This window comes from Rathayibacter sp. VKM Ac-2803 (assembly GCF_009807175.1).
Classification (GTDB): Bacteria; Actinomycetota; Actinomycetes; order Actinomycetales; family Microbacteriaceae; genus Rathayibacter.
Genome location: NZ_WUCD01000003.1, coordinates 21,015 through 45,758, shown reverse-complemented (window position 1 = coordinate 45,758; position 24,744 = coordinate 21,015). Strand labels below are relative to the sequence as shown.

Below are 24,744 nucleotides of genomic sequence, written 5' to 3'. Positions count from 1 at the left end.
GCGTGCCAATTGGAGGCGCCGGTCACACCTTTCGAGCGGGCGCCGCCGTGCTCGAACGCACCACGAGCGACGTCTGGATACGGACGGTCTTCGAGCGGAACTCGTGGTCATCAATCTTCGCCAGCAACGTATCGAAAGCGGTACTGCCCACGAGGTCGAACCGCTGGTGAATCGTCGTGAGAGGCGGCCACAGCGAGACCGCCTCGTCCACGTCATCGAAACCGACGACGCTTACCTCGGCCGGCACCTTGATCCCAACCTCATGAAAAGCCCCGATGATCCCGAGAGCCATCTGGTCATTTGCGGCAAAAACAGCGGTCGCTTGGAGGTTCTCGCGAAGTAGCACGCCCGCCGCGTAACCGGAGCGCGGCGTCCAGTCCCCACGAATCGGTTCAGGTACTGGGCGGCCGGCGGCGACCAACGCTTCCCGCCAGGCGTCCTCGCGATGGACGGCAGCGAAGGAACTAGACGGGCCCGTAACATGCCACACGGTCCGATGGCCCAGATCGAGTAAGTGCTGTGTTGCCAACCGCGCCCCCTGGCGCTGATCGGTATCGATCACCGGGTAGTCCGGCCGTTCGTTCGAATCGACGACAACGACCGGTAGTCCGGTCGGAAGCTGGGCGATCGCATGATCCATCAAGTTCTGATCGAGAACAATGACGACGCCATCAACGTCCTCCCGCCGCATCCGGGTGAACGCAGCGGACACGTGCTCCTGGTCCGCCGTTTCGATCGCAACGAGAGTGAGCGAATAGTCCGCGGCGGCACACGCCGCCGCGATCGCCTCCAGCGTTCGAACGTTGCCGATCGTTCCCAAACCGAAGACGATGACTCCGACGTTGCGGTAACGCCCTGAACGCAACGCGCGAGCCATCCGGTTCGGCTGATAGCCGATTTCCCGCATGGCCTCGAGAACACGCTCCCGAGTCAGGGGGTCAACGTTCTCGTGCTCATTGGCGACACGAGACACCGTGATCGGAGCAACACCGGCTAGAGCGGCTACATCAGTGAGAGACGGCCGGCGATGAAGCCGACGCCGGGCCGACGCCGTCGAATCGTCCATCGGCTGCACGCCCTCAATTCCTGATCGCTAATCCGAGATTTCCTAAGTTTATCCTGCTCGTCGTGAGACACCGCGCGCCCTGCTGCGAGCCGACGAACTCACACCGCCGCCCCGTCGGTGCCGGGCTGCTCCCTCGGGTGAAGGAGCAGAGGTGAGATCGGCTTCTAACAGACGAGAACCGGCGGAGCGCTACGCCCGCGTTCGACCCGGCGGCCGGATCCGCCGATACGCCCTCGACTGCTGGTCGAGCCGGCTGGTGCTGCGCAGGCCAGCTCGATAACGACAGTCGGGCCCGCGAACAGTCCGGTCAGGTGACACTTCCAATCAACTCGGAGAAGTCTGGAGGACGTTGAGCTGAGCGACCTGCAGCGCTCATGAGGAGCCGATATGGTCTAAACTTCCCTCGACGCGCGCGTCTTCCTCCGGCTTTATACCCACGCATGTCTGTGCGTGAACCCGAGCCGGGACGCCGCCAGGAAATCCCGTGAGAATTTTCACTCGACCACGCGTTATCGCACTCATCGCGCTCGGCCTCGCCGCGGCCATCTTCGCACTCAGCATGGGCTTCGGTCCACGCTCACAGCGCCCGGACCCACAACCGCCGTCCGCCTCCGCTACGTTCTCCCCCGCCGAGGCGACCACATCAGCACGGACGCCACCGAACGGCACCCTGTTCGTCGACACCGCCGGGGCTCCCATCCATGCCCACGGCGGCGGCATGCTGGAGCACGACGGTGTCTTCTACTGGGTAGGAGAAAACCGGAACGAGTCAAATCGCTTCGAGTCCGTGTCGCTCTACAGCTCGCCCGACCTGGCGAACTGGACTTTCCAGCACGACATCCTCACCCAGGCCTCCGCGCCGGACCTCGTGGGCGCCACCATCGAGCGACCCAAGCTGCTCTTTAACGAGCCGACCGATTCCTTCGTGCTCTGGATGCACTGGGAGAACGGAGTGGACTACAACCAGGCAAGAACAGCCGTCGCAGTGTCGCCGATGATCGACGGAGACTACGTCTATAAGCGCAGCTTCCGGCCCCTGGGTTACGAGAGCCGGGACCAGACCGTCTTCCAAGCAGAGGACGGCTCGGCCTACCTCGCCTCCGCCACTTCAAGCAACGCTGATCTCAACATCTACCGACTTTCCGACGACTTCACCGAACCGGTAGCTCTGCTCACAACACTGTGGCCGGGTGCCTACCGGGAGGCCCCCGCGCTCTTCCAGCGGAACGACACATACTTCCTCATGACGTCGGGAGCCACTGGCTGGGACCCCAACCAAGCGATGTACGCCACGGCACCTGATCCGGCCGGACCTTGGAGCGAACTTCTACCCGTTGGAGACGCCGAGGCCTTCGGCTCGCAGGCGGCATTCGTCCTCCCCGTCGCCGGGTCCTCGCGCACGAGCTTCCTCTACCTCGGTGACCGATGGGCGGGAGCCAGAGACGCGCCAGTGAACGATTCCGACTACGTGTGGCTACCCCTCACCTTCCCCACCGAACGCTCGCTCTCCCTCGAGTGGTCGACTGCATTGTCGATCTCAGTGTCCGAGGGGACCATCGACGGCGTTGCCCCAGGAACGCCGTTCCGAGAGTTTCATACCGCCACCGACGACCGCTGCCTCGATGCACCCGGACTGGAGGGGGATGCGACGGCGATCATCTATGACTGCAACGGCGGCGCCAACCAGCAGTGGCAGACGATCCCCGTCTCCGACGAGGAGATCCTCGTGCGATCACGCACGGAGGGGACTTGCATCACCGTCCGGGGACAGCTCTTGGTTCTGGAAACGTGCTCCGGCTCGGCAGAGCAGATGCTAAGTCTTGTGCCCGAAGGACCCAAGTCCCAGCGCCTTGCCTTCGAGGAGTCATGCCTCACGGAGGGCGACGAGCGCAGTGCAGTCCTCGACGCGTGCTCTCGCCAGCTTCTGTTCGATCCGACATCCTGACCCGTCCGCCTGGACTGATTGATTCCGGACAAGGTTGGCCACCGGCTCGGCACCGTCGGCCCGGGGTTCGCGAACGCCCACTCGCATCTCTTCCACCGGGCCCTCCGCGGCCGCACGCATGCCGAGGGAGGGGACTTCTGGCGGTGGCGGGAGGAGATGTGCGCCGTCGCCGGGACGCTCGATCCCCGCCTTTACCGCTCCCTCGCCCGCGCGGTCTTCGGAGAGATGCTCTCCGCCGGCTACACCGCAGTCGGCGAGTTCCACTACGTCCACCACCGACCGGGTGGCGCGCCGTACCGCGAACCCGAGCATGCGATGGAGCGCACCGTCGCCGACGCCGCGCAGGACGCGGGCATCCGGCTCACCCTCCTCGACACCCTGTACCTCGGAGGCGGTCTCGGCAGAGGACTCGAACCCGAGCAGCTGCGATTCGGGGACGGAAGCGCCGCCGCGTGGCTCGACCGCTGGCATCGCCTCCGCTCCGATCTGGCTGGCCACCGCGATGTGCTCCTGGGGGCCGCCATCCACTCGGTGCCCGCCGTACCCGAGCGGGAGATCTCCGCGCTGGTCGCCGGCCTGCCTGCTGATGTCCCGCTGCACATCCATTTGTCGGAGCAGCCCCGTGAGAACGAGGAGTGCCTCGCCGCCACTGGACTCACGCCCACCGAGCTGCTCGCCCGAGCAGGTGCTCTCTCGCGCCGGCTCTCCGTCGTGCACGCGACACACCTGTCCGACTCCGACCACGACCTCCTCGGCGGGGCCGGAGTAGCGGTCGTGATGTGTCCGAGCACCGAAGCCGACCTCGGCGACGGCATCGGGCCGGCTCGTGCACTCGCCGCGCTTGGCGCCTCCGTCACCATCGGCTCCGACCAGAACGCCGTCATCGACCCGCTGCTCGAGCTCCGAGGACTCGAAGCAGGGGAACGCCTCGCCCGCCACCGCCGCGGAGTGTTCTCACCCGCCGAGCTCTGGCGAGCGGGCACCGTCGACGGCTACCGCGCACTCGGATGGCGCGGCGGTATCTCCGTCGGAGCTGTCTGCGACCTCGTCGAGCTCGACGAGGAATCGATGCGGACCCTCCGAGCTCCTGCCGAGGCGCTGCCGCTGGTGGCGACTGCCGCCGACATCCGCACCACCATCGTCGGCGGACGCCTCGTCGACACCACCGGCACTACGGGGCTGCTCGCCGCCGCGCTCGATGCGCTCGACGAGGCGCGCGAACGCACCGACGAACCCAAAGCCCAGATCAGCGGAAGGCCCCTTCGATGACCTCCTCCCACCTCCTCACCGATATCGGCACCCTCGTCATCAACACGCCCCGAGACGGCTCCCGCCCGGTCATCGGCGACCTGGGCACGTGGACCGATGCCGCAGTCGTCGTCGAGGACGGACTCATTGCCTGGATCGGAGCGGCGTCCGACGCCCCCGCCGCCAACACCGTGACTCGCGTCGGCGGACGCTCGGTCATCCCCGGCTTCGTCGACTCGCACAGCCACGTCCTCTTCGCGGGCGACCGCTCGGCCGAGTTCGAGGCACGCATGGCAGGAAGCCGCTACTCCGCCGGTGGGATCCGCTCGACGGTCACCGCGACCCGGGCCGCCTCCGACGACGAACTCCTCGCGAATGCGCAGCACCTGCTGAGCCAGGCGCATGCGCACGGCACCACCACCCTCGAGATCAAGAGCGGATACGGCCTCGACCTCGCGACCGAGGAACGCCTCGTGCGTTTGGCCGCGCAGCTCACCGACGAGGTGACCTACCTCGGCGCGCACGTCGTTCCGACCGAATACGCCGAGCGACGTGAAGAGTACATCGACCTCGTCATCGGCGATATGCTCGACGCCTGCGCCTCATGCCCGCTGGATCGACGTCTTCTGCGAGACCGGAGCCTTCACCCCCAACGAATCGCGCCAGATCCTTCTCGCTGGGCGCGATCGCGGTCTGGGCGTGCGCGTGCACGCGAGCCAGCTCGGCCCGGGCGAGGGCGTTCGACTCGCCGTCGAGCTTGATGCCGCGAGCGTCGACCACTGCACCTACCTCACCGACGACGACATCGCCGCGCTCAGCCGCTCTCAGACCGTCGCTACCCTGCTGCCCGGTGTCGAGTTTTCCACTCGACAGCCGTACCCGGACGCCCGACGACTGATCGACGCAGGAGTCCACGTCGCCCTCGCCAGCGACTGCAACCCGGGCTCCTCCTTCACCTCGTCGCTACCCTTCTGCGTCGCTCTCGCCGTCCGCGAGATGGGGATGACCTCGGCCGAAGCTGTGTGGGCAGCGACCTTCGGTGGCGCGACGGCGCTTCGGCGCGATGATGTCGGGACGCTTCGCGTCGGCGCACGAGCAGATCTCGTCGAGCTCGACGCACCGGATCCTTCGCACCTCGCCTATCGGCCTGGTGTCCAGCTGATCCGGAGGGTATGGCGCCGCGGGACGCTCGTGGCTCGGTGACCGGAACCGGTCCCGTATTACCAGAGCGACTGTGCTCTCCCCTTCATATGGCGCTCGAGGACTACAGCGAGCCGCTAACCGATGCCGATGCCGATCGGTCGTCGCGACGGCTACCACCCGTGCCCTGAACGACGTCGCTGCCCGTTGGAGTGGGGCCAACGAAAGGGAGGCCACGCATTACCGCGACCCCTCTTCCTGACTCGAACCTGCATGAGTATCGATTCTGAGGCGTCAAAGAAGCTGCCGTCACGCCAAGGGGGATGCGGGGTAGCACGCCGCTCGAATGCGAGCCCGAAGTGGCGAGGAGAGCGATGTCGACGTCGCCGGTGCCCTGCTGATTGTCGGCCATCGCGGTGCCGGCGACGCCGAGCAGGAGAAATCCTTCCGCAACTCCGGCGGCGCCGCGGATGCGGAGGGAGCGGATGTTCATTACACCTGTTCTCTGTTCCGCGGTCTGCATCATCGCGGACACGCTCGTGAAGGAAGCCCGCCCGGGCTGGAGGAAGGGGGTTTCCGGCCCGGGCGGGCGGTCAGGGCGAGGAGCGACACGTCGCAGCCTCGGATCGGTGGGCGGGGGGCGCAGCGCTGATAGCGGCTGTGCCCCCGTCGTGTCAGCAGGTGCGGGCGGGGTATGCGGTCGTCGACGTCGTGGTCACGGTCTCACCCGAGACGACGCCGGTGCCGGTGATGGTCACCTGGCCGGCGGGTATCGTGGTTAGGCGGGTCGTGAAGGCGGAGCTCGTGTTCGAGCCCGGCTTCACGGCGGCCGTTGTCTTCGAGCCATAGGCGCTGTTGACCGTCACATCGACGTTCGAGGCGCTGCCATTGGAAACGATGGTCGTGAGGACTACCTTGCCCGCGACGCAACGGCTCGTGGCCGTCGTGGTCAGGGGGAGGGTCGCCGGATCGCGCACTGTCATGGTGTCCCAGACCAGCGGGCCGCTGTCGAAGGCGACAGCGATGCGTGCCGTCGTTCCTCCGGTGAGCGAGGCGGGCAGCGTAATGCTGCCGCGCTGCGAGGAGTCGAACGCGACGACTCCGAGATCGGTCACGGCGTCGCCGACGAGCGCGTACGCGTGCCCGTCCACTCCGGCGTGCCGAGCGGTGCCGGCTCGGTTCGTCGCGGTCGCGTCGAGCGCGACGGCGGCTCCCGGTGCGACCTGGTCGGTGCCGATCAGGCGCTCCGACCGGGTGGCGGTGGTCAGAGCGGAGGCGGTGGGCGCCAGCTGGACGAGTGTCCAGTCCTGCGAGCCGTCGGTCGCCGACGGCTGCAGCGTGACGGGCGAGCTCGCGCTCGCTCCGGAGAGGTAGAGCGAGGTGTTGCGCGTCGACTGGAATCGCACGGAACCGTCGGTGGCGGGCACCAGGTTCCAGAGCCCCGGAGCGGTGTTGTCGACCCACAGGCCGAGGCGCTGACCCGAGGAGGCGCCGCCGCCCCAGATCGCCGCTTCGCGACCGCCGGCCTTGTTGAGCAGCGTGTAAGCGCCTCCGGACTTCTCGGTGAGGTGCCAGTACTGCGAGTCGCCGACCGCGGCGGACGCCGCTTCGGAGGCGACACTCGGCGTGTCGGCGTTGCCGATGTTGTCGTCGTTGTCGTTGCCGCCGGTGCCGAGGATCTGACCGGTCTTGCGGTTGACGAGCTGGTAGTAGGCGCCCTGCGAGTCGCCGAGGTCGACCTCGCCGTGGCGGATGGTCGCCTGCGTGCCCGGTCCGCCCCAGGTGGCCTGGAGGATCACGACGCGACCGGTGCCCTGTACGTACTGCAGGTTGCGGCTGTAGCCGCCGCCGAGCGGGGTCTGGTACTCGGTCCATGCGCCGTCGCTGCGGCCGCTCTCGTTGACCCAGATGTTGCCGCTGTTCGAGCCGTTGTACAGGATGCGTCCGTCGGGCAGTGTCACGAGGACGGGGCTGCCGCCGCGGGCGTGGACACGGGAGCCGGGAGCCTTGGGCAGTGCGGAGATGTTCTGGCCGTCCGGGTCGCCGTCGGCGAAGAACCGCAGCGGGTCGTCGGCGACCTTGTACCGGACATCGTCGCCTCCGCCGAAGTACTCGAAGGTGAGAAACCACTTGCCGTCGGTGGTCGGTGCGACGGTCGTCATGCCGGGCCGGCCGCCTCCGATCTGCGTCTTGCCGTTGCCGCGGTCCTCGGTGAAGCCGGCGGCATCGACGGTGATCGGGCCCCAGCTCGAGGAGGCGCGGCCGTCCCAGGTGCGGTGCGCGAGGATCTGCCCGATCGAGTCGGGTGCGGTCGCGTTGGCGGGGTCGGGGATCGCGACTCCGGTCGTGGCGTCGAAGCCGAGGTAGTCGTTCTCGTCGGAGTAGAAGACGACGAGCTTCCCGTCGCGCACGATGAGGTGCGGCTCCCAGACCGGGTCGACCTGGCGGTTCGTGTTCGCGGTCGCGATGTTCTGGCCCTTGGCGCCGGCGCTGCCACCCTGCCAGCCTCCTGCGGCGACGATGCTGCGGATCGACCAGGTGGCGCCCTCGTCGGTGCTCGCGTAGAGGGCGATGCCGACGTCGCGCCGGTCGCCGTCGTTGTTCGGCAGCCAGTTCGGGTCGGCGGCCTTCTGCTCCCGGTAGTACTCGTCCTCGCCCGAGACGACGGTCGCGAGGAGGAGGGTGCCCGCGGCCAGATCGCCGACGGCCTGGGGCAGGACGTAGAGGTAGGGGTTGGTCCAGTTGCTGGTGTACTCCGCGTACTGCGGGTCGGAGGAGAGGGAGGCCGGCGCTCCGACCCGCGAGAGCGGCTGCCACGAGTCCCCGTCGTCGTCGCTCGAGTAGACGGGCATGTCCTGCCCTGCTGCGCCTCCGGAGGGCGCGACGATCGACTCCTCGAAGGCGGCGACGATCCGGCCGCTGGGGAGCTGTGCCGACTTGGGGTAGATGGCGCAGTTGCCTCGGCCCTTGAGGCAGGGCTGGTTCGGGTCGAGCTGGTAGACGATCCCGCTCTGCGGCACGTACGCCTGGGCGGTGAGTGCGGAACCGCCGAGCATCGCCACCGCGAGGGTGAAGACTCCGAGCGCGCGGCCCGCCGTTCGGCCGAGGGGCCGTCGTTCCTTCATGAACATCGTTGTTCTCTCCTGAGATCTCTGGGGGGGAAGGAGGGGAAGGGCCCGGGCGGTCGGCCGCCCGGGCCCCGGGGTCGTGCTACTCATTGACCGAGAAGCCCTGCGAGTCGCCGTAGGTGACGAGGTTGTCCTGCCAGTCCTTCAGCCCCTCGTTGAGGTCGGTGCCGTTGGCGTAGGCCTGGCCGACGGTGTCGGGGAAGACGCTGTTGGCGTAGACCTGGAACGGCAGGTACTCGAAGCCCTCGACGACGTTCTTCGAGGCGTCGACGAGGACCTTGTTGATCTCCTGGCCGCCGAAGTACTCGGGCGTGGCGTTCAGGAAGTCGTCGGCCTCGAGCTGGGCGGTCGTGGAGGGGAAGCCTCCGGTGCCGAGGAAGACGTCGATGCTCTCGTCGGAGCTGTTGAGCCAGCGGAGGAACGCGGCCGCGAGAGCCGGGTTCTCGGACTGCTTGATGACCGACTGGGCGCTGCCGCCGTTCTCGGCGGTCGCGGCGGAGCCGTCGTAGCTGGGCAGCGGAGCGACGCGCCAGTCACCGGCACCGTCGGGGACGGAGTTCTCGAGGATCCCGGGCATCCAGGCGCCGGTGATCAGTGTCGCGATCGAGTCGTTGCCGAGGGCGGTGAACCACTCGTCCGACCACGTGGGGATGGGCGAGAGCAGGCCAGGCTCGAGGAGCTGGTTCCAGGTGTCGGCCCACTTCTGCGTGCCCTCGTCCTGCAGATCGATGGCGATGTCGGTGCCGTCGGTCGTGAAGGGCGTGCCGCCGGCCTGCCAGATCAGAGGGTCGGCGAAGCCGGGGTCGCCGGCGTCGTTGGTGATGAACTTCGACGGGTCGGCCGAGTGCAGCTTCTGCGCCTCCTGGATGTACTCGTCCCAGGTGGTCGGGACGGCGAGGCCGTACTGGTCGAAGACCGTCTTGTTGTAGAGCATGACCATGGGGCCGGAGTCCTGCGGGAGGCCGTAGAGGCCGCCGTTGAGGTTCACGGCGCCCCAGGTGGAGGCGGTGTAGGAGTCCTCGAGGTCGCCCATCCCGTAGGGGGTGAGGTCGAGCAGGCCGTCCGAGAGGGCGAACTGCTGCATGGCGTAGTACTCGATCTGGGCGACGTCGGGCGCGCCGGAACCGGCCTTGATGGAGTTCTGCAGCTTGGTGTACTCGTCGGTCGCGGTGCCGGCGTTGACGACCTCGACGTCGACGTTCGGGTACTCCTTCATGAACGCCTCGGCCTGCGCCTCGCCCGAGGGGGTCCAGGTCCAGTACGTCAGGCTGCCGCCCTTCTCGAGTGCTGCGTCGAGGTCGTCGGCCGATCCTGCGGCGCTCGAGCCGGAGCCCGAGCTGCACGCGACGAGGGACATCGCGGCGAGACCGGTGACGACGAGGCCCGCGACAGTGCGGGCACGCCGCGCGCCTCTGCGGAGGTTGAACATGGGTGTTCCTTTCACTTCGTTGTGGTGATGCAGGGGTGAGGAGGGAGAAGAGTCAGCCCTTGACGCTGCCGGCGCTCAGGCCGGACTGCCAGAAGCGCTGGAGGACGAGGAAGATCAGGACGATCGGGATGATCGTGATGAGGGAGCCGGTGATGACGAGGTTGTAGATGGGGTCGGCCGAGACCCCGCTCGCCTGCGAGCTCCACTGGTTGAGGCCGACGGTGAGCGGGTACCACTGGGGGTCGCTCAGCATGATCAGCGGCAGGAAGTAGTTGTTCCAGGTCGCGACCACCGAGAAGAGCGCGACCGTCACGACTCCGGGGGTGAGCAGCTTGAGAGAGATGGTGAAGAAGGTGCGCATCTCGCTCGCGCCGTCCAGTCGCGCCGCCTCGAGCAGCTCGGTGGGCACCGAGTCGATCGTGTAGACCCAGACCAGATAGAGCCCGAACGGCGTGATCAGCGACGGGATGATGATCGACCACGGGGTGTTGGTCAGGCCCAGCTGGCTGAACAGCAGGAACGTCGGGACGGCCAGCGCGGTGCCGGGCACAGCGACTGCACCGAGGACGACCGCGAAGTACGCGCGGCGTCCCGGGAAGCGGAACTTGGCCAGGCCGTAGCCGCCGAGGGTCGCGAGGAGGGTCGCACCGCCGGCGCCGACGACGACGTAGAGGAGCGTGTTCCCGAGCCAGCGGAGGAAGATCCCGTCGTCGTAGCGGAAGGTCTCGATCATGTTGTCGACCAGCGCGAAGCTGTTGCCGAACCCGAGGCCGAACGTGCTGAAGAGGTCCGCCTGCGTCTTCGACGCGTTGATGACGAGCCAGAGCAGCGGGATGACGGCGTAGAGAAGGAACAGGATCATGACGATCGTCAGCGCGATCGACTTGCGGGGGCGGCTGATCGTCGATGCCCGTCGCGCGCTCGGGTTCACCGTGCGAAGAGTGGTGATGCTCACAGGTCGTCCTTTCGGCTGCCGCGCAGCTGCACGACGTAGGCGATCACGGCGGTGATCACGCCCATCACGATCGCGACTGTCGCCGCGGTGTTGAACTGCTGGCCTGCGAACGAGAGGTTGTAGGCGTACATGTTCGGGGTGAAGTAGGACGAGATCACGTTCTCGGCGAGGGGCTTCAGGACGTTGGGTTCGTTGAAGAGCTGGAAGCTGCCGATGATCGAGAAGATGGTCGCGATGACGATCGCTCCCCGGGCGGCCGGCAGCTTGATCGCCCGGATCACCTGGAAGCCGCGGGCGCCGTCGAGCTCGGCCGCCTCGTACAGCTCGGTGGGGATCGTCTTCAGCGCCGAATAGAAGATCAGCATGTTGTAGCCGATGTACTGCCAGGTCACGATGTTGCCGATCGATGCGAGGATCCACGACGCCGTCAGCGGCCTCAGCACGTCCGACCCCAGGAAGTCGTTGATGTTCGCGGTCAGGCCGAAGTTGTTCCCGTAGAGGAACCCCCAGATCAGCACCGCGACGACCGCGGGCACGGCGTACGGGAGGAACAGCATCATCCGGAACAGGCCCGCCCCGTAGAGGCGGACGCTGTCGATGGCGAGGGCGGCGACGAGTGCGAGCACGAGCATGATCGGGACCTGCACCAGCAGGAACAGCACGACGCGCAGGAACCCGTCCCAGAACTGCGGGTCGCTCAGCACGGCGATGTAGTTGTCGACGCCGACGAAGGAGTTGCCGCCGATGATTCGGTTCTGGAAGAGGCTCAGCCAGAGCGCGTAGACGAGCGGGGCGATGAAGACCAGCACGAACACGAGGGCGAACGGCCCGGTGAACTGCCAGCCCGTCCAGTCGCGCCTGGCACGCGTGGGGGTGGCTCGCACTGGAGTGGAGTCGGGCGCGACGGTGGGTCTGCGCTCTGCGAGCTCCTGAATGGTCACCACTGGTGCGCCTCCTCGGCGTCGATGCGGAGGACGCGCACGTCCCAGGGACCGAGGCGCAGCTCGGCGGCGGCGGGGAACGCCTCACCCGAGAACGCGTCGGTGGCCGGGGCGGCGAGCGTCACGCAGCGCTCGTTCCAGCCCCAGTTGAAGGCGAAGTGGAACCGCGCGCCGGAGGCGGTGCCGGAGGTGACCGTCACGGACCCGTCGGTCGCGACGACTCCGGCTGCGACCCTCTCGCCGAGAACCCACGAGAGGATGTCGGCGGCGAAGGCGGGGTTGGGGATCGTGCCGACGACCGTGATGTCGCCGGAGCCGCAGCGGCTTGTGGTTACGGCGGGGAACCGCCCGAAACGTGGGTGCGTGTACCCCGCCAGCTCGGTGGCGCCCTCGGGCCGGAGGCCGTCGACCCAGAGCGTTCCGCGCGCCTCTGCGGACACCGTGAAGTCTGAACCTCCCGTCACGCCGAGCGGCGCTTCCAGGTTGGAGAACTCTTCGTAGCTGACGCCGGCAGCGCCGGTCAGACGGGCGGGAGCGACCTCGATGCGGGCGCGCGCCTCCTCATCCGCGTAGACGCTGCGGGGTCCGAGGACGAGGTGCCCGCCGTGGGCGGCGTACTCGCGCAGCAGCTCGAGGTCTTCGTCGGTGCTGATGTAGAGGCCGGCCGCGATCACGACGGGGAATCGCTTCGCGAGCTCCGCGGCGCCGAGGTCGCGCGCCTGCTCGACGTGCAGGATCCGCGCCTGACGCCCGGAGTCGATCACACCGCGGTAGAAGGAGTCGACGATGCACTCGTAGGACTCCTCGTCGGGGCGGCCGTCACGGGGGAAGGGCGGCATGAACTGCATCGCGTAGCGGCTCGGCGTGGACCAGAGCACGGCCGCGTCGGCATCGGGGACGAAGCCCTCGAGCGCGCCGCCGAGGCTCTTCAGCTCGGCGCCGATCGCTGCGACCTCGTCGTAGACGCGACCGGGGACGAGGCTGTGCGGCAGCACACCCCCCCAGTACGTCTCGGCGCCGAATGGGAGCGTGTGCCAGTGCCAGTACTCGATCATCGCCGCGCCGCGCGACACGAAGGCGATCGCGACCTGCTTCAGCTGGCCCGGGTACGGCGGGAAGTTCGCCTCCGCCGCGTCGATGGCCTGCGCGTTGGTCTCGGTGACGAGGTAGCGCTGCTGCTTTGAGGAGTAGAGACGGTCGGCCTGCCGGAACAGGCCGGCAACTCCGGAGGTGGTCCAGTAGTTCGGGTGCTCCCGGTCGACGCCGGCGTCGAGATGGTCCTGCATCCCGTAGTACGGATTGCCGGAGCCGATGTCGAGCGCCTCGAAGACGGTGCGGTCGTCGACGCCCCGGCGGGGGTACTGGAGGCACGTGGTCACGAACTGCGCCGGGGTCGAGTACTCGCGTACGATGTCGGCCAGCCAGGCGATGAAATCGGTTGTGACCTGCGCCTGGTAGCGGCGCCAGGCGAGGTCGTACTGCGGGAACGTGTTGCCGTCCGGGCGCCACAGCTCGCTCCAGTCGTCGATCCGGTGCGACCAGTAGGTGAGGCCCCACTCGCGGTTCAGCGTCTCGACGTCGCCGTACTGCTCGCGCAGGCTCCGGATGAAGCCGGTGAAGACGCCGTGGTTGTGCAGCAGCTCGAGTCCGGGCTCGTTGTCGACCTGATAGCCGATGATCGCCGGGTGTGAGGCGTAGCGGCCGATGACCGCGCGGATCACGCGCTCGGCGTGGAACCGGAACGCGGGGTGGGAGTAGTCGACCTCCTGGCGGGCACCCCAGGCGATCTTCTCGCCGGTTCGCCGCTCCCCCGCGATCTCCGGGTAGGCGGTCTGCAGCCACGGCGGCACCGCGTAAGTCGGCGTGCCGAGGACGACGCGGATACCGCGCTCGTGCGCCTCGTCGAGGACCCGTTGCATCCACTCCAGCTCGAAGTGCCCCGACCACGGCTCCCAGGTCGACCATACGGACTCGCCGACCCGGATGACCGTGATGCCGGCCGCGACCATCAGGTCGAGATCCTCGACCAGACGATCCGTCACGTGGTACTCGGGGTAGTAGGCCATGCCGAAGAGGATCTCGGCGGGCAGGGAGGGCGTCGATGCGCTCACGGGGGCACTCCATCGTGGTTTGCGCCGAACTGTTCTCGATAACAGTTGGCGAAAGCGATTGTTATCGATAAAAATAGAAAGCGCAAGTGACGACGGGGGGGGCGATGTGACGACAGCGTTCGAGAGCGCGCCCGCCGAGCCGACCGACAAGGTCGCCACGATCTACGACGTCGCCCGGGTCGCAGGAGTCTCGCACCAGTCGGTGAGCCGCTACATGCGCGGACTTGACATGCGCCCCTCGACCACGGCGAAAATTCAGAAGGCGCTCGAGACCGTTCACTACCGGCCGAACCTCACCGCGCGAGCGCTGATCTCTGGGCGCGCGACCCGCATCGGGGCGCTCACCCACGAGGTGAACCAGGTGGGGCCCAGCACGATCATCCGGGGAGCCACCGTTGCCGCCCGCGAGGCCGGGTACCTGCTCGATGTCATCACCCTCGACATGGGCGACGTCGACGAGCTCAGCGACGCGCTGCAGCTGCTGACCCGGTACGAGCTCGCCGGCATCCTCGCCTTCGCCTCGACCGACAGCACACGCGCCGTCTTCGAGCAGACCGATTTCCGCGTGCCCGTCGTCATCGCTGCCGAGGCCGAGCAGACCGGCCTCCCCGCGGACCCCGAGCACCGCGGCATCGAGGAGCTCGTCGACCACCTCGTCGGGCTAGGCCACCGGCGCTTCCTGCACATCGCCGGCCCGGAGACGTGGTCGGCCGCACGCAACCGACTCCGCGCCATCAACGCTGAGCTCCGGCGCCATAGCCTGCCCGCGGCCGACGTCGTGCATGGCGACTGGTCGGCCCGCTCGGGATACGACACCGTGATCGCCCTACCCGATGACCGCATCCCCACCGCGATCGTCGCCGCCAACGACCAGATGGCGCTCGGAGCCGTCCGCGCGCTCGGTCGCCGCGGTCTCGGGGTTCCCACCGACGTGAGCGTCAGCGGCGTCGACGACACCCCCGAAGCCGCCTACTTCTCGCCCGCACTCACCACCATCCGCCTAGACTTCGCCACTCAGGGCCGCGCCGCCCTTCGAGCCCTCCTCGCTCGAATCGACGGTAAGACGGCAACCGTTCCATCGGATGGGCCGAGCGCGACTCTCGTCGTGCGGGAATCCACAGGACCCGCGCGCAGAACCGCGATTCCTGCCGGGTGATAGACGGCAGCGTTCGCGTCCGTCTCTCGGAGCTGCTCGGGCGTCCTGAGCGTCAGGTGTCCGCGCCGCCCCCGCGCCGTCATCACCAAAACGCGAGCTGCACTCATGAAGGAGCGCCGGAGCTAGGGTGCGTCTTTGCCTCCGGCTGGGAATGAAAAGACGTTTCGGCCTGCGCCCAAGCATCGGGAGCGGTCGCGGCCTACCAACAGAGACCGAGCTTTGTTGTCCGTGCCTCCACGGGTCAAACCTCGAGGGCGCCTTGTGGTCTGCAGCGCGGCCGGCTGGCTCAGGTGCACATAGAATCGAGGACGAAGCGTGATCGGCGTCGGCGGCCAGTCTAAAAATTTGATCGCACGTAGCCTGCGCTTCGCAGCGTGATACGGCTAGTTGGGCGTACACCCATCAACCTGGGACCGTAGCGGTGACTACCGCGGAAGTGTCCTTGGCGTCGAGCTCACAGGTGCGGACTAGCCGACTGAAGGAAGCGGAGAACAGTGACGGGCATCACCGCCAGCAACAAGAAGAGCCTTGTCTTGGTCTCGGGGAGGGCGCATCCGGCACTGGCGGAGGCTGTCGCCGCCGAGCTCGGCACCGAGCTGGTCCCAACCGAGGGGCGCACTTTCTCCGGAGGCGAGCTGTACGTGCGCTACGGCGACAGCGTCCGCGGAGGCGACGTGTTCGTCATGCAGTCGCACACCTCGCCGATCAACGAGTGGCTCATGGAGCAGCTCATCATGGTCGACGCCCTCAAGCGCGCCTCGGCCAAGCGCATCACCGTCGTCGCGCCGTTCTACCCCTACGCCCGGCAGGACAAGAAGGGCCGCGGCCGCGAGCCGATCTCGGCCCGCCTCGTCGCCGACCTCTTCAAGGCCGCCGGAGCCGACCGCATAATGTCGGTCGACCTGCACGCCGCGCAGATCCAGGGCTTTTTCGACGGCCCCGTCGACCACCTCTTCGCGATGCCCGTCCTGCTCGAGCACTTCCGCAAGAGGCTCGACCCTAAGACCCTGACCGTCGTCTCGCCCGACATGGGCCGCGTCCGCGTCGCCGACATCTGGAGCGACAAGCTCGGCGTGCCGCTCGCGATCATCCACAAGCGCCGCGACCCCGGAGTGGCTAACCACGTTTCTATTCACGAGATTGTCGGAGACGTCAACGGCCGCGTGTGCCTGCTCGTCGACGACATGATTGACACGGGACGCACGATCGCTAAGGGTGCTGAGGCGCTCAAGAATGCCGGAGCAATTGGGGTCGTGGTCGCCGCGACCCACGCGATTTTCTCGGAGCCGGCACGCGAGCTTCTTAGCTCCGAGTTCATCGACTCCGTTGTCGTTACCGATACGCTGCCGCTGCCCGATGAGAAGAAGTGGGACCGTCTCACCATCTTGCCGATCGCACCGTTGTTGGCGCGCGCGATCCATGAGGTGTTCGAGGACGGGTCCGTCACCTCGATGTTCGATGGTGACGCATAGCCAGCACGCAGTTCTAGAGCGGGCGTGACCGTCGGAGATGGGCTGATCGCATTGGAGTGTTCAGGGGAGCCGAGCAAGGCATTCGAGCTTGCCGGTGCGTGCATCGCGTCTGCTCAGATCGGAACGATCGGCTTGCCTACCGGATGGACGACTTCAAATACTCGACTTGTGAGGTTCCAGCGGAGGCCGCAGTTGATCTGGTCGCTTCGCAGTCGATCGACCGGGCCTTGGCGTGATTCGATGGGGTCGGCACGAATAGTCCTAGCAGCAGGGCATTCCTTGTTTTGCGCGCCGATCGCCGCGGCTGAGAGACGGCGCCTCTTCGGGTGAGGCACCGCCCTTACCTCGGACTGCACCGTCCTGCAATCTTCGAAGCGGACGTCCGATCGGTTTGGTCTGTCTTCTGCATCGCACACGAGGATCGGAGTGAATGAACGGGCAAGTGCGAGATTCACCGGCGCGGGTTGAAGCGACCCAATGGGTGAGAACACCTGGGATCGGGCTCTACGGATTCGCCGGTCCCGGCGGCGCCGCGACCTCGGACGCGAGGCGTAGCACCGTACCGGTCAGTGCAGGTGGCTTCCGCCGTTGATGTCGATTGTGGTGCCCGTCAGGTAAGCCGCGCCGTCGGAGGAGAGGAACGCGATGACCGCGGCGACCTCGTCGACCGACGCGGTGCGGCCGAGTGGGATCGCGTCCACGATCGCCTGTTCCTGCTCCGGAGTTGATCCGACGCGGATGGCGGTGTCGACCGCGCCCGGAGCGATGGCGTTGATGGTCACTCCGCTGTCTCCGAGTTCGCGAGCGAGTGCTTTGGTGAAGCCGACGACGGCGGCTTTCGCCGCGGAGTAGGGCACCTTGCCGAAGACGCCCCCTCCGCGTTGCGCGGAAACCGAGGACATGGTAATAATGCGCCCCCAACCGGTAGCGAGCATGTCAGGCAGGAAGGCTCTCGTGACGAGGTAGGTGCCGGTCGCGTTGACGGCGAGGACCGTGTTCCACAGCTGAAGGGTCGTCTCGAGGAATGGCACGGGCGAGGTGATGCCGGCGATGTTCGCCAACGCGCCGACAGGGGCGAGTCGGTCCGCTGCGACCTCGGCCGCGACGGCAGCGTGCGCTGATGCCACGGATCGCTCGTCTGCGACGTCGATGCGCGTGCCGAATGCCGAGACACCGTATTCGTCGGCGATGTCGAGAGCTGTGACGCCGGCGAGGGTGGCATCGAGGTCGAGGATGACGACGTCCCAGCCGTCGCGGGCGTAACGGCGGGCTGTGGCGAGGCCGATCCCCTGCGGCGAAGTCGCTCCGGTGACGACGGCGGTGCGAGTGCTCATATGTTCCTCCTGGGAGTATTTGCGCCCCCGGCAGTCGAGCGGCGAGATCAGTCGCCGAGCTCGTCGACGACGACACCGCAACGATATTCCCGCTGCTGTCGACAGTCAACAATTAGTCGTTGACAGGAATGCAGGGACCGCGCACACTGGTCCGCAGTCGTCTAGAGCGACGATCAACGAGGATGGAAGGTGTTCGATGAGCAACGACGCTCTGCAGATGCGCGGACCCGTGCACGGAACGAAAGACGTCAAGCGGGTGGCCGTCGGCTCCAGCGTGGGCGCGGTCATTGAGACCTACGACTTCATCGGCTTCGGCACCGCCGCGGCCCTCTACTTCGGAACCGTGTTCTTCCCAGGTACCGATCCCGTGACCGGGACCCTTTTCTCCTTCGCCACCCTCGGGGTCGGCTTCGCCGCTCGCCCGATCGGCGGAATCATCGGCGGGCATCTCGGGGACAAGGTCGGCCGCAAGCCGGTCCTCGTCACCTCGTTGATCGTCATGGGCCTGGCCACATTCCTCATTGGTCTGCTGCCGACCTACGAGAGCGTCGGCGTCCTCGCGCCGATCCTGCTCGTCGTCGTCCGCATCGTGCAGGGACTCGCCTTCGGAGCCGAGTGGGGCGGCGCGATTCTCATGACCTACGAGCACGCGCCATGGACGCGAAAGGGCTTCTTCACCGGACTCGTGCAGGCCGGATTCCCCGTCGGTCTACTCCTCGCGAACCTCGTCTTCCTGTCCAGCGGCGCCCTCCCGGGCGACTGGGCCTGGCGCGTCCCGTTCCTGGCCAGCATCGTCCTGGTCGCCGTCGGCCTGATCATCCGCTCCAAGGTGCCGGAGTCCCCCGTATTCGAAGACGTCAAAACGGCCGGCATCATCGTCAAGTCCCCGATCACCCGGGTCATCCGAGACGACTGGCGCAACATCGTGCGCGGCATCGGGCTACGGATCGCCGAGACGGCCGGCTACGCCGTTGCGATCACCTACATGATCAGCTACCTCAACACCACTGAGCTCGCCGACCGCACCGAAACGCTCACGGCACTATGCATCGCTGCTGCCCTCGGAGTCTTCGCCACTCCGTTTTGGGGAGCACTCACTGACCGTGTCGGTCGACGGCCGGTCTACCTCTGGTCGACCGCGTTCGCCGTGCTCTTCGGCGTCCCCATGTTCCTCCTGGTGAACACCGGATCGTTCCTCTTGATCATCATCACCTTCGCCGTGGCGTACGGAATCTGCCAGAACTCCCTCGCCGGCGTGCAAGGCGCTTGGTTCCCCGAACTGTTCCAGGCACAGACCCGCTCCTCCGGCGCATCGCTCGCCTACCAGATCTCCGCGATGGTCTCCGGTTTCACTCCCTTCGTCACCACGCTGCTCTTCCTCTCCTACGGCTGGGTGGGCCCGGCCCTCCTCTTCAGCGGGTACGCCGCGATCGGCCTGGTTGCCGCCTTCCTCACGAGGGACACGTGGGGCCCACGCGAGAGACGCCTCGCCGCCGAGGCTGCCGCCACCACTCCGCAGACCGTCTCCCTCTGATGCATCGCCTTCGAAAGGACCCGTCATGACCTCCCTCCCGGACACCGTCACCAGCGAAGCACCGGACACCGCAACCGCTCTCGCTGAGCCGATGACCGCGCTCGAGCGGGTGCGCCGGATCGATGACGCGGCCTACCGCATCCGCCATCACATCCTCGACATGGGCGAGGTCCAGGGCCAGGGCTATGTCGGCCAGGGCCTCGGTGCCGCCGATCTCCTCGCCACCGTCTACACCGACCAGCTCCGCTACCGTGCCGAGGACCCGGAGTGGGACGACCGCGACCGATTCCTCCTCTCGACCGGGCACTACGCGATCGGGCACTATGCCGCCCTCGCCGAGGTGGGAATCATCGCGGTCGACGAACTCGTCACCTACGGATCCGACGACTCGCGCCTTCCGATGTCGGGGATGGCGACCTACACGCCGGGCATGGAGATCTCCGGTGGCTCCCTCGGTCACGGCCTCGGAGTCGCCGTCGGCATGGCCCTCGGCCTGCGCCTGCGCGGCAACAACGCCCGAGTGATCAACTTCCTCTCCGACGGCGAGATCGACGAAGGCTCTACGTGGGAGGCTGCGATGTCGGCCCACCACCACCAGCTCGGCTCCATCATCGCCACCGTCGACGTCAACGCCCTCCAGGCCGATGGAAAGACCGACACCGTGCTGCGCACTGAGCCCCTCGTCGCGAAGTGGGAAGCCTTCGGCTGGTTCGCGCAGCGCGTCGACGGCAATGACACCACCGCACTGCAATCCGCCTTCGAGGAGGCATCTCGGCGTTCCTCGCCCATCGGAGTACCCGCAGTGATCCTCTGCGACACGAGAGTGGGACGCGGAGTGCCGCTGCTGGAGAACCGCGAGAAGGCGCACTTCATGCGCATCGACGAGAACGAATGGCAGATCTGCCGCGACCAGCTGACCGCGGCCCGCGAAGGGAACGCAGCATGAACACCACCACCCCCGCCCCCAAGCTCAAGACGTCGGCGATGATCGCGTCGTTCGCGGATCCCGGCCAGAAGACCGCCTCGGCGCCCTTCGGCCATGCCCTCGCGGCGTTGGCCGAAACGGATCAGCGGATCGTCGGCCTCACCGCCGACCTCGGCAAGTACACCGACATGCACGTGTTCCAGCATGCGCACCCCGATCGCTTCTTCCAGATGGGAATGGCCGAGCAGGTACTGTTCGGTGCCGCCGCCGGACTCGCCGAGACGGGATTTGTGCCCTTCGCCTCGACGTACTCCGTCTTCGCCGCTCGACGCGCCTACGACTTCCTCTGCCTCGATATCGCCGAACCGAACCTCAACGTCAACATCGTCGGAGGCCTGCCAGGCTTGACTACTGGCTACGGTCCGAGTCACCAGGCGACGGAGGACATCGCGATCTTCCGCGGGATGCCGAACCTCACGATCGTCGACCCGTGCGATTCGACCGACATCGAGCAGGCAGTGCCGCAACTCGCTGCGAGCAGCGGCCCCTCCTACCTCCGGCTCCTGCGCGGGAAGGTCCCGACGGTGCTGGACGAGTACGACTACCGCTTTGAGCTCGGGAAGGCCAAGGTGCTTCGAGAGGGCGCCGACGTGGTCTTCGTCTCCAGCGGTCTGATGACGATGCGAGCCCTTCAGGCGGCGAAGGCCCTCGCCGCGCACAAGGTCGACGTCGCCGTCGTGCACTCCCCAACCATCAAGCCCTTCGACGCCGAGACCGTCGTCGCCCAACTCGACACTCCGCGTCTTGCCGTCACCCTCGAAAACCACTCCGTCGTCGGCGGCCTCTTCGAGACCGTCGCATCCGCCCTCGTGCAGCGCGGAGTCGGACGCCGCGTCGTACCGGTCGCGCTCCCGGATGCCTTCCTCGACGCCGGCGCCCTGCCCACCTTGCACGAGCGCTACGGGCTCACCACCGAGCGGATCGTCGTGAAGGTCCTGTCCGAGCTCGGCTGAACTCTGTCGCCTCGTAGACTCGGGGCGACCGTCGACATCTTCCTGTCGACACCGCATCGCAACCCGCGAGGACATGATGGCCGCTGATTTGACCGCTCTCCTGGGCCTCGAACGCACGAATCTCCGTCAACTCGCCCTCGGTGCGCTCCGTCGGGCCATCACCTCCGGTGAGATGACCCCCGGAACCCACCTCTCCGAGGTCGACCTCGCGCAGCGGCTGCAGATCAGTCGCGGCACGCTGCGCGAGGCGATGCGCGAGCTGCAGCAGCAAGGACTCATCACTAGCGGGCCCCGCGGCCGCATGCTCGTGCGCGTACTCACCCCGAAAGAGATCCACGACATCTTCATCGTCCGCGGCGCACTCGAGTCGCTCGCGGCACGACTAATCATCGAGGGCGAGCACCGCGAGACAGCTGTGCACCAGCTGCGCTCCGCTCTGTCCAGGATGGCGACCGCGACGGGTCTGGAACTCGAGGAACGGATCGAAGCAGACCTCGACTTCCATCGCACCCTCATCACCATCACCGAGAACGTCACGCTTCTCACTTCGTGGGAAGCGCTCGAAGGGTCGATTCGCATGTCGATTATGTATGGAGGATTTGAGCGGGCTACCGAGAACATGAGCGTGGACCGTCATCGGGAGATCGTCGATGCCATCGGCACTGTCGACGTCTCTCGTGCGCGGGAGACGATCATGGCGCACATGCGAACCGCATCGCGGAATCTGGTCCAGGCCGATTCGGACGCCATCTAGGTCGTTGTAGCAGCTGAGGGAGCTGTCGCTTCGCAACAGGCGTAGCCCACGAGGGGCAGTTAAGGCGCGCCGATCGGCGTCGACAACGACAAGCTATCTAATCAATCGGGTCGACGAACTTCCCCGCCGCGACGTCCCAGGAACGACCGGGAGCAACGATTGACAACCCATAGGAGCACTCGCGCACGGGCAGGGGTGACCGTTCCGCCGCTCAAGGTGGGGAACATTCGGAAGTTGATCTGCTTGACCACGTCTGACGCGATTGCTATTAGCGGGTCACCTTTCGGGACGCCGAGCTCTCGAGCTACTAGTCGGCGCATGAGACGGAACAGCACGCGGCCGACGAGGGTGCCTTGCATGTCCCCGAGAGCGGTGTCCAGGCCGAATCGTCCCGCCTGCGGGGCCTCGTTCGAAGGCAGTCTCCGTCCGAGGAGAGCCTCGAATCCGGCCCGTGTAAACGCGTCCGGGTTGACGTGCTCGTACGGGTTCGGCGCCTTGGAAGTCTGAGCATGCGGCGAGAAGCTCGCAATTTTGATCTCCACCGTCTGTCGGATGTCGCGCGATGATGCTCCGACGTGTACGTAGAACTGGCCCGGTTCGACCACCCAGCCCTGCGTCTCCACGTCCCAGTAGGCGAAGGCCCTGTTGTCGAGCTGGAAAGTGACGATCGAGTCCTCGTCGGGAGCGAGATGCACCTTCTCGAACGCACGCAATTCCTGAGCCGGTCGGTAGACGCTCGCCTTAGGATCCGAGACGTAGATCTGGACGACTTCGGAACCTGATCTCACGCCGACGTTCTTGATCGTCATGGTCAACGTCACCGAGAGGTCGGCCGAATCGACGGAGCCCGATTGCAGGAGGGTGGCCTCTCCCCACTGGAAGGTCGTGTACGAGAGACCGTGACCGAACGGGAAGGCGACCTCGACCTGGGCTGTGTCGAAATAGCGGTACCCGAGAAAGATGCCTTCCCGGTACTCGGTCTGCTTCGGTCCAGCCGGGAGACTGGACACTGGGTGGTCGGAATATCGGGCGGGGAAGCTCTCCGCCAGTCGGCCGCCGGGCTCCGAGACTCCGAGCAGAACGTCGGCTAGTGCCGAGCCGCCGGCCTGACCTCCCAGGTAGGCCTCGAGGATGGCAGGCACCTCGTCCCGCCACGGCATCTCCACCGGCGAGCCGTTCATCAGAACTACGACGGTTTGCGGGTTCGCGGCCATGACGGCGGCGACGAGTTCGTTGTGAGCTGGAGGTAGTTGCATGTGGCGTCGGTCAACGCCCTCGGATTCGAGAACCTCCGGAAGTCCGATGACCACGAGGGCGATGTTCGCCATGCTCGCCGCGTTCGCGGCGTCCGCGAGCATCGACGGCGTTGTGGTGCTCTCTGTTCGGTCGTATCCCGGGGAGTACGTGACATCTTTGGCTCCGACCGCGCAGCTGAGGACGTCGGCGAGGTCGTCCAGTCTGGTCGGCACGACGTTCGAACTCCCCGCCCCCTGATAACGAGGGGTTTTCGCGAACGCGCCGATCAGCGCAATGGTCTTGCCAGCGGCAAGGGGAAGCATGCCGCCGTCGTTCTTGAGAAGAACGGTGCCTTCCGCCGCTGCCCGTCGAGCGAGCCGGTGGTGAGATTCGTGATCGATTACCGATGACATGGGGGCGGGCCGCTTCGCGAGATCGAGCACACGGCCCGCGGCCTCGTCGAGATGGGTAATCGCGATCTCGCCGCGTTCGAGGGCCGTGAGGATGCCTCGGGCGGGAAGGGGTCCCGGCATCGTCAGGTCAGTTCCCCCTCGTAGGGCGGCCACGCCGTCCCAAGCGGCTCCCCAGTCGGAGACGATCAGGCCGTGGTAGCCCCATTCCGCGCGCAAAAGGTCCTTGAGAAGCCAGGTGTTCTCTGTGCAGTGGATGCCGTTCAGCTTGCTGTAGGCCGCCATGATCGTGCGAGGCTTTTCGTCGATCACGGATCGTTCGAAGCTGGCGAGATAGAGCTCGCGGAGTGCCCTCTCGTCGACGTAGACATCGATTCCGTATCGGCGTTGCTCGGCGTTGTTCGCCGCGAAATGCTTCAATGATGCTCCCACGCCTGTGCTCTGCACCCCGCGTATCCACGCTGAAGCCATGCCGCTGGAAAGAGCCGGGTCCTCGGAGAAGTACTCGAAGTTGCGGCCCCCGAGAGGAGTTCGCTTGAGATTGGCTCCCGGGCCGAGTAGCACGTCGATCTCGGCGGCCGCAGCCTCGAGTCCGAGTGCTACGCCCACCTCCTGCATGAGCGCCGTATTCCAGCTGGAACCGAGCGTCACCGCCGTCGGGAAGCATGTGGCGGGCAGCGAATCGAACATCCCCAGCGAAGCTCCATCCACGTGTCGCCGAACCCCGTGAGGGCCATCGACGAGGCGCACCGAGCGGACGTTCAACCGCTCGATAGCGACGGTTTCGGAACCGCTCGCCCCGACGACGAGTGACACCTTCTCGTTCAGGGTCAGATCGGACACAAAGACGTCGTCGGCACCCGTGGTCCGCGATTCTGAAGAGGTGGAGGTCATATGCTTCAGCCTTTCAAGAGTCCAGCAGTAGGGGGAGGAGGGGGCGGAACGCG

16 protein-coding genes and 1 pseudogene are annotated in these 24,744 nt (G+C 66.7%); 9 read left to right on the top strand and 8 right to left on the bottom strand.

The window, feature by feature from the left end; all coding sequences use genetic code 11:
- Positions 1 to 22 precede the first annotated feature (22 nt).
- On the bottom strand, positions 23 to 1,066 hold the full coding sequence (locus tag GRS96_RS19060; RefSeq protein ID WP_159989499.1) for a LacI family DNA-binding transcriptional regulator: 1,044 nt from the start codon (positions 1,064 to 1,066) through the stop codon (positions 23 to 25).
- A 484-nt stretch (positions 1,067 to 1,550) separates the two neighbouring features.
- Here GRS96_RS19060 and GRS96_RS19055 point away from each other — a divergent pair, with 484 nt between their 5' ends.
- The 3 genes and pseudogenes from GRS96_RS19055 to hutI all read left to right on the top strand — a co-directional run bounded on the left by GRS96_RS19055 (position 1,551) and on the right by hutI (position 5,462).
- Positions 1,551 to 3,011, top strand: a complete 1,461-nt coding sequence (locus GRS96_RS19055) for a family 43 glycosylhydrolase (RefSeq protein WP_159989429.1) — start codon at positions 1,551 to 1,553, stop codon at positions 3,009 to 3,011.
- An 18-nt stretch (positions 3,012 to 3,029) separates the two neighbouring features.
- A complete protein-coding gene (locus GRS96_RS19050) occupies positions 3,030 to 4,280 on the top strand; it encodes a formimidoylglutamate deiminase (protein ID WP_107576010.1) in 1,251 nt (416 codons plus the stop codon).
- A pseudogene (hutI, locus tag GRS96_RS19045) lies at positions 4,277 to 5,462 on the top strand (imidazolonepropionase). Before GRS96_RS19050 ends, hutI begins: the two are co-directional and overlap by 4 nt.
- A 611-nt stretch (positions 5,463 to 6,073) precedes the next feature.
- Here hutI and GRS96_RS19040 read toward each other — a convergent pair.
- The 5 genes from GRS96_RS19040 to GRS96_RS19020 all read right to left on the bottom strand — a co-directional run bounded on the left by GRS96_RS19040 (position 6,074) and on the right by GRS96_RS19020 (position 13,963).
- A complete protein-coding gene (locus GRS96_RS19040) occupies positions 6,074 to 8,524 on the bottom strand; it encodes an RICIN domain-containing protein (protein ID WP_107576184.1) in 2,451 nt (816 codons plus the stop codon).
- An 85-nt stretch (positions 8,525 to 8,609) separates the two neighbouring features.
- Positions 8,610 to 9,956, bottom strand: coding sequence for an ABC transporter substrate-binding protein (locus GRS96_RS19035; protein ID WP_107576009.1), 1,347 nt, complete (start codon positions 9,954 to 9,956; stop codon positions 8,610 to 8,612).
- A 52-nt stretch (positions 9,957 to 10,008) separates the two neighbouring features.
- Positions 10,009 to 10,818 (bottom strand): carbohydrate ABC transporter permease, encoded by an 810-nt coding sequence (locus tag GRS96_RS19030; protein ID WP_107576183.1) that lies wholly within the window; start codon positions 10,816 to 10,818, stop codon positions 10,009 to 10,011.
- A gap of 89 nt (positions 10,819 to 10,907) precedes the next feature.
- On the bottom strand, positions 10,908 to 11,852 hold the full coding sequence (locus GRS96_RS19025; protein WP_425326995.1) for a carbohydrate ABC transporter permease: 945 nt from the start codon (positions 11,850 to 11,852) through the stop codon (positions 10,908 to 10,910).
- Positions 11,849 to 13,963 (bottom strand): beta-galactosidase, encoded by a 2,115-nt coding sequence (locus GRS96_RS19020; RefSeq protein ID WP_244907266.1) that lies wholly within the window; start codon positions 13,961 to 13,963, stop codon positions 11,849 to 11,851. Before GRS96_RS19020 ends, GRS96_RS19025 begins: the two co-directional genes overlap by 4 nt.
- A 106-nt stretch (positions 13,964 to 14,069) precedes the next feature.
- On the opposite strand from GRS96_RS19020, the gene GRS96_RS19015 reads away from it, so the two are divergent.
- Entirely contained in the window at positions 14,070 to 15,119 is a 1,050-nt protein-coding gene (locus tag GRS96_RS19015; RefSeq protein ID WP_159989428.1) for a LacI family DNA-binding transcriptional regulator, read from the top strand.
- Positions 15,120 to 15,613: 494 nt separating this feature from the next.
- Positions 15,614 to 16,591 carry a ribose-phosphate diphosphokinase gene (locus GRS96_RS19010; protein WP_107576006.1) on the top strand — a complete coding sequence of 326 codons (978 nt, stop codon included), beginning with the start codon at positions 15,614 to 15,616 and terminating at the stop codon, positions 16,589 to 16,591.
- A 566-nt stretch (positions 16,592 to 17,157) separates the two neighbouring features.
- Here GRS96_RS19010 and GRS96_RS19005 read toward each other — a convergent pair.
- On the bottom strand, positions 17,158 to 17,925 hold the full coding sequence (locus tag GRS96_RS19005) for an SDR family NAD(P)-dependent oxidoreductase (protein WP_107576005.1): 768 nt from the start codon (positions 17,923 to 17,925) through the stop codon (positions 17,158 to 17,160).
- Between the two features lie 196 nt (positions 17,926 to 18,121).
- Here GRS96_RS19005 and GRS96_RS19000 point away from each other — a divergent pair, with 196 nt between their 5' ends.
- The 4 genes from GRS96_RS19000 to GRS96_RS18985 all read left to right on the top strand — a co-directional run bounded on the left by GRS96_RS19000 (position 18,122) and on the right by GRS96_RS18985 (position 22,151).
- Entirely contained in the window at positions 18,122 to 19,459 is a 1,338-nt protein-coding gene (locus tag GRS96_RS19000; protein WP_107576004.1) for an MFS transporter, read from the top strand.
- Between the two features lie 25 nt (positions 19,460 to 19,484).
- The gene (locus tag GRS96_RS18995) at positions 19,485 to 20,405 is read left to right on the top strand and encodes a transketolase (protein ID WP_107576003.1); all 921 of its coding nucleotides are present in this window, start codon (positions 19,485 to 19,487) and stop codon (positions 20,403 to 20,405) included.
- Positions 20,402 to 21,397, top strand: a complete 996-nt coding sequence (locus tag GRS96_RS18990; RefSeq protein WP_107576002.1) for a transketolase family protein — start codon at positions 20,402 to 20,404, stop codon at positions 21,395 to 21,397. Before GRS96_RS18995 ends, GRS96_RS18990 begins: the two co-directional genes overlap by 4 nt.
- A 76-nt stretch (positions 21,398 to 21,473) precedes the next feature.
- Positions 21,474 to 22,151, top strand: coding sequence for a GntR family transcriptional regulator (locus GRS96_RS18985; protein WP_107576001.1), 678 nt, complete (start codon positions 21,474 to 21,476; stop codon positions 22,149 to 22,151).
- A gap of 101 nt (positions 22,152 to 22,252) precedes the next feature.
- Here GRS96_RS18985 and GRS96_RS18980 read toward each other — a convergent pair whose 3' ends face one another.
- Positions 22,253 to 24,691 (bottom strand): beta-glucosidase, encoded by a 2,439-nt coding sequence (locus GRS96_RS18980; RefSeq protein WP_159989427.1) that lies wholly within the window; start codon positions 24,689 to 24,691, stop codon positions 22,253 to 22,255.
- Positions 24,692 to 24,744 lie beyond the last annotated feature (53 nt).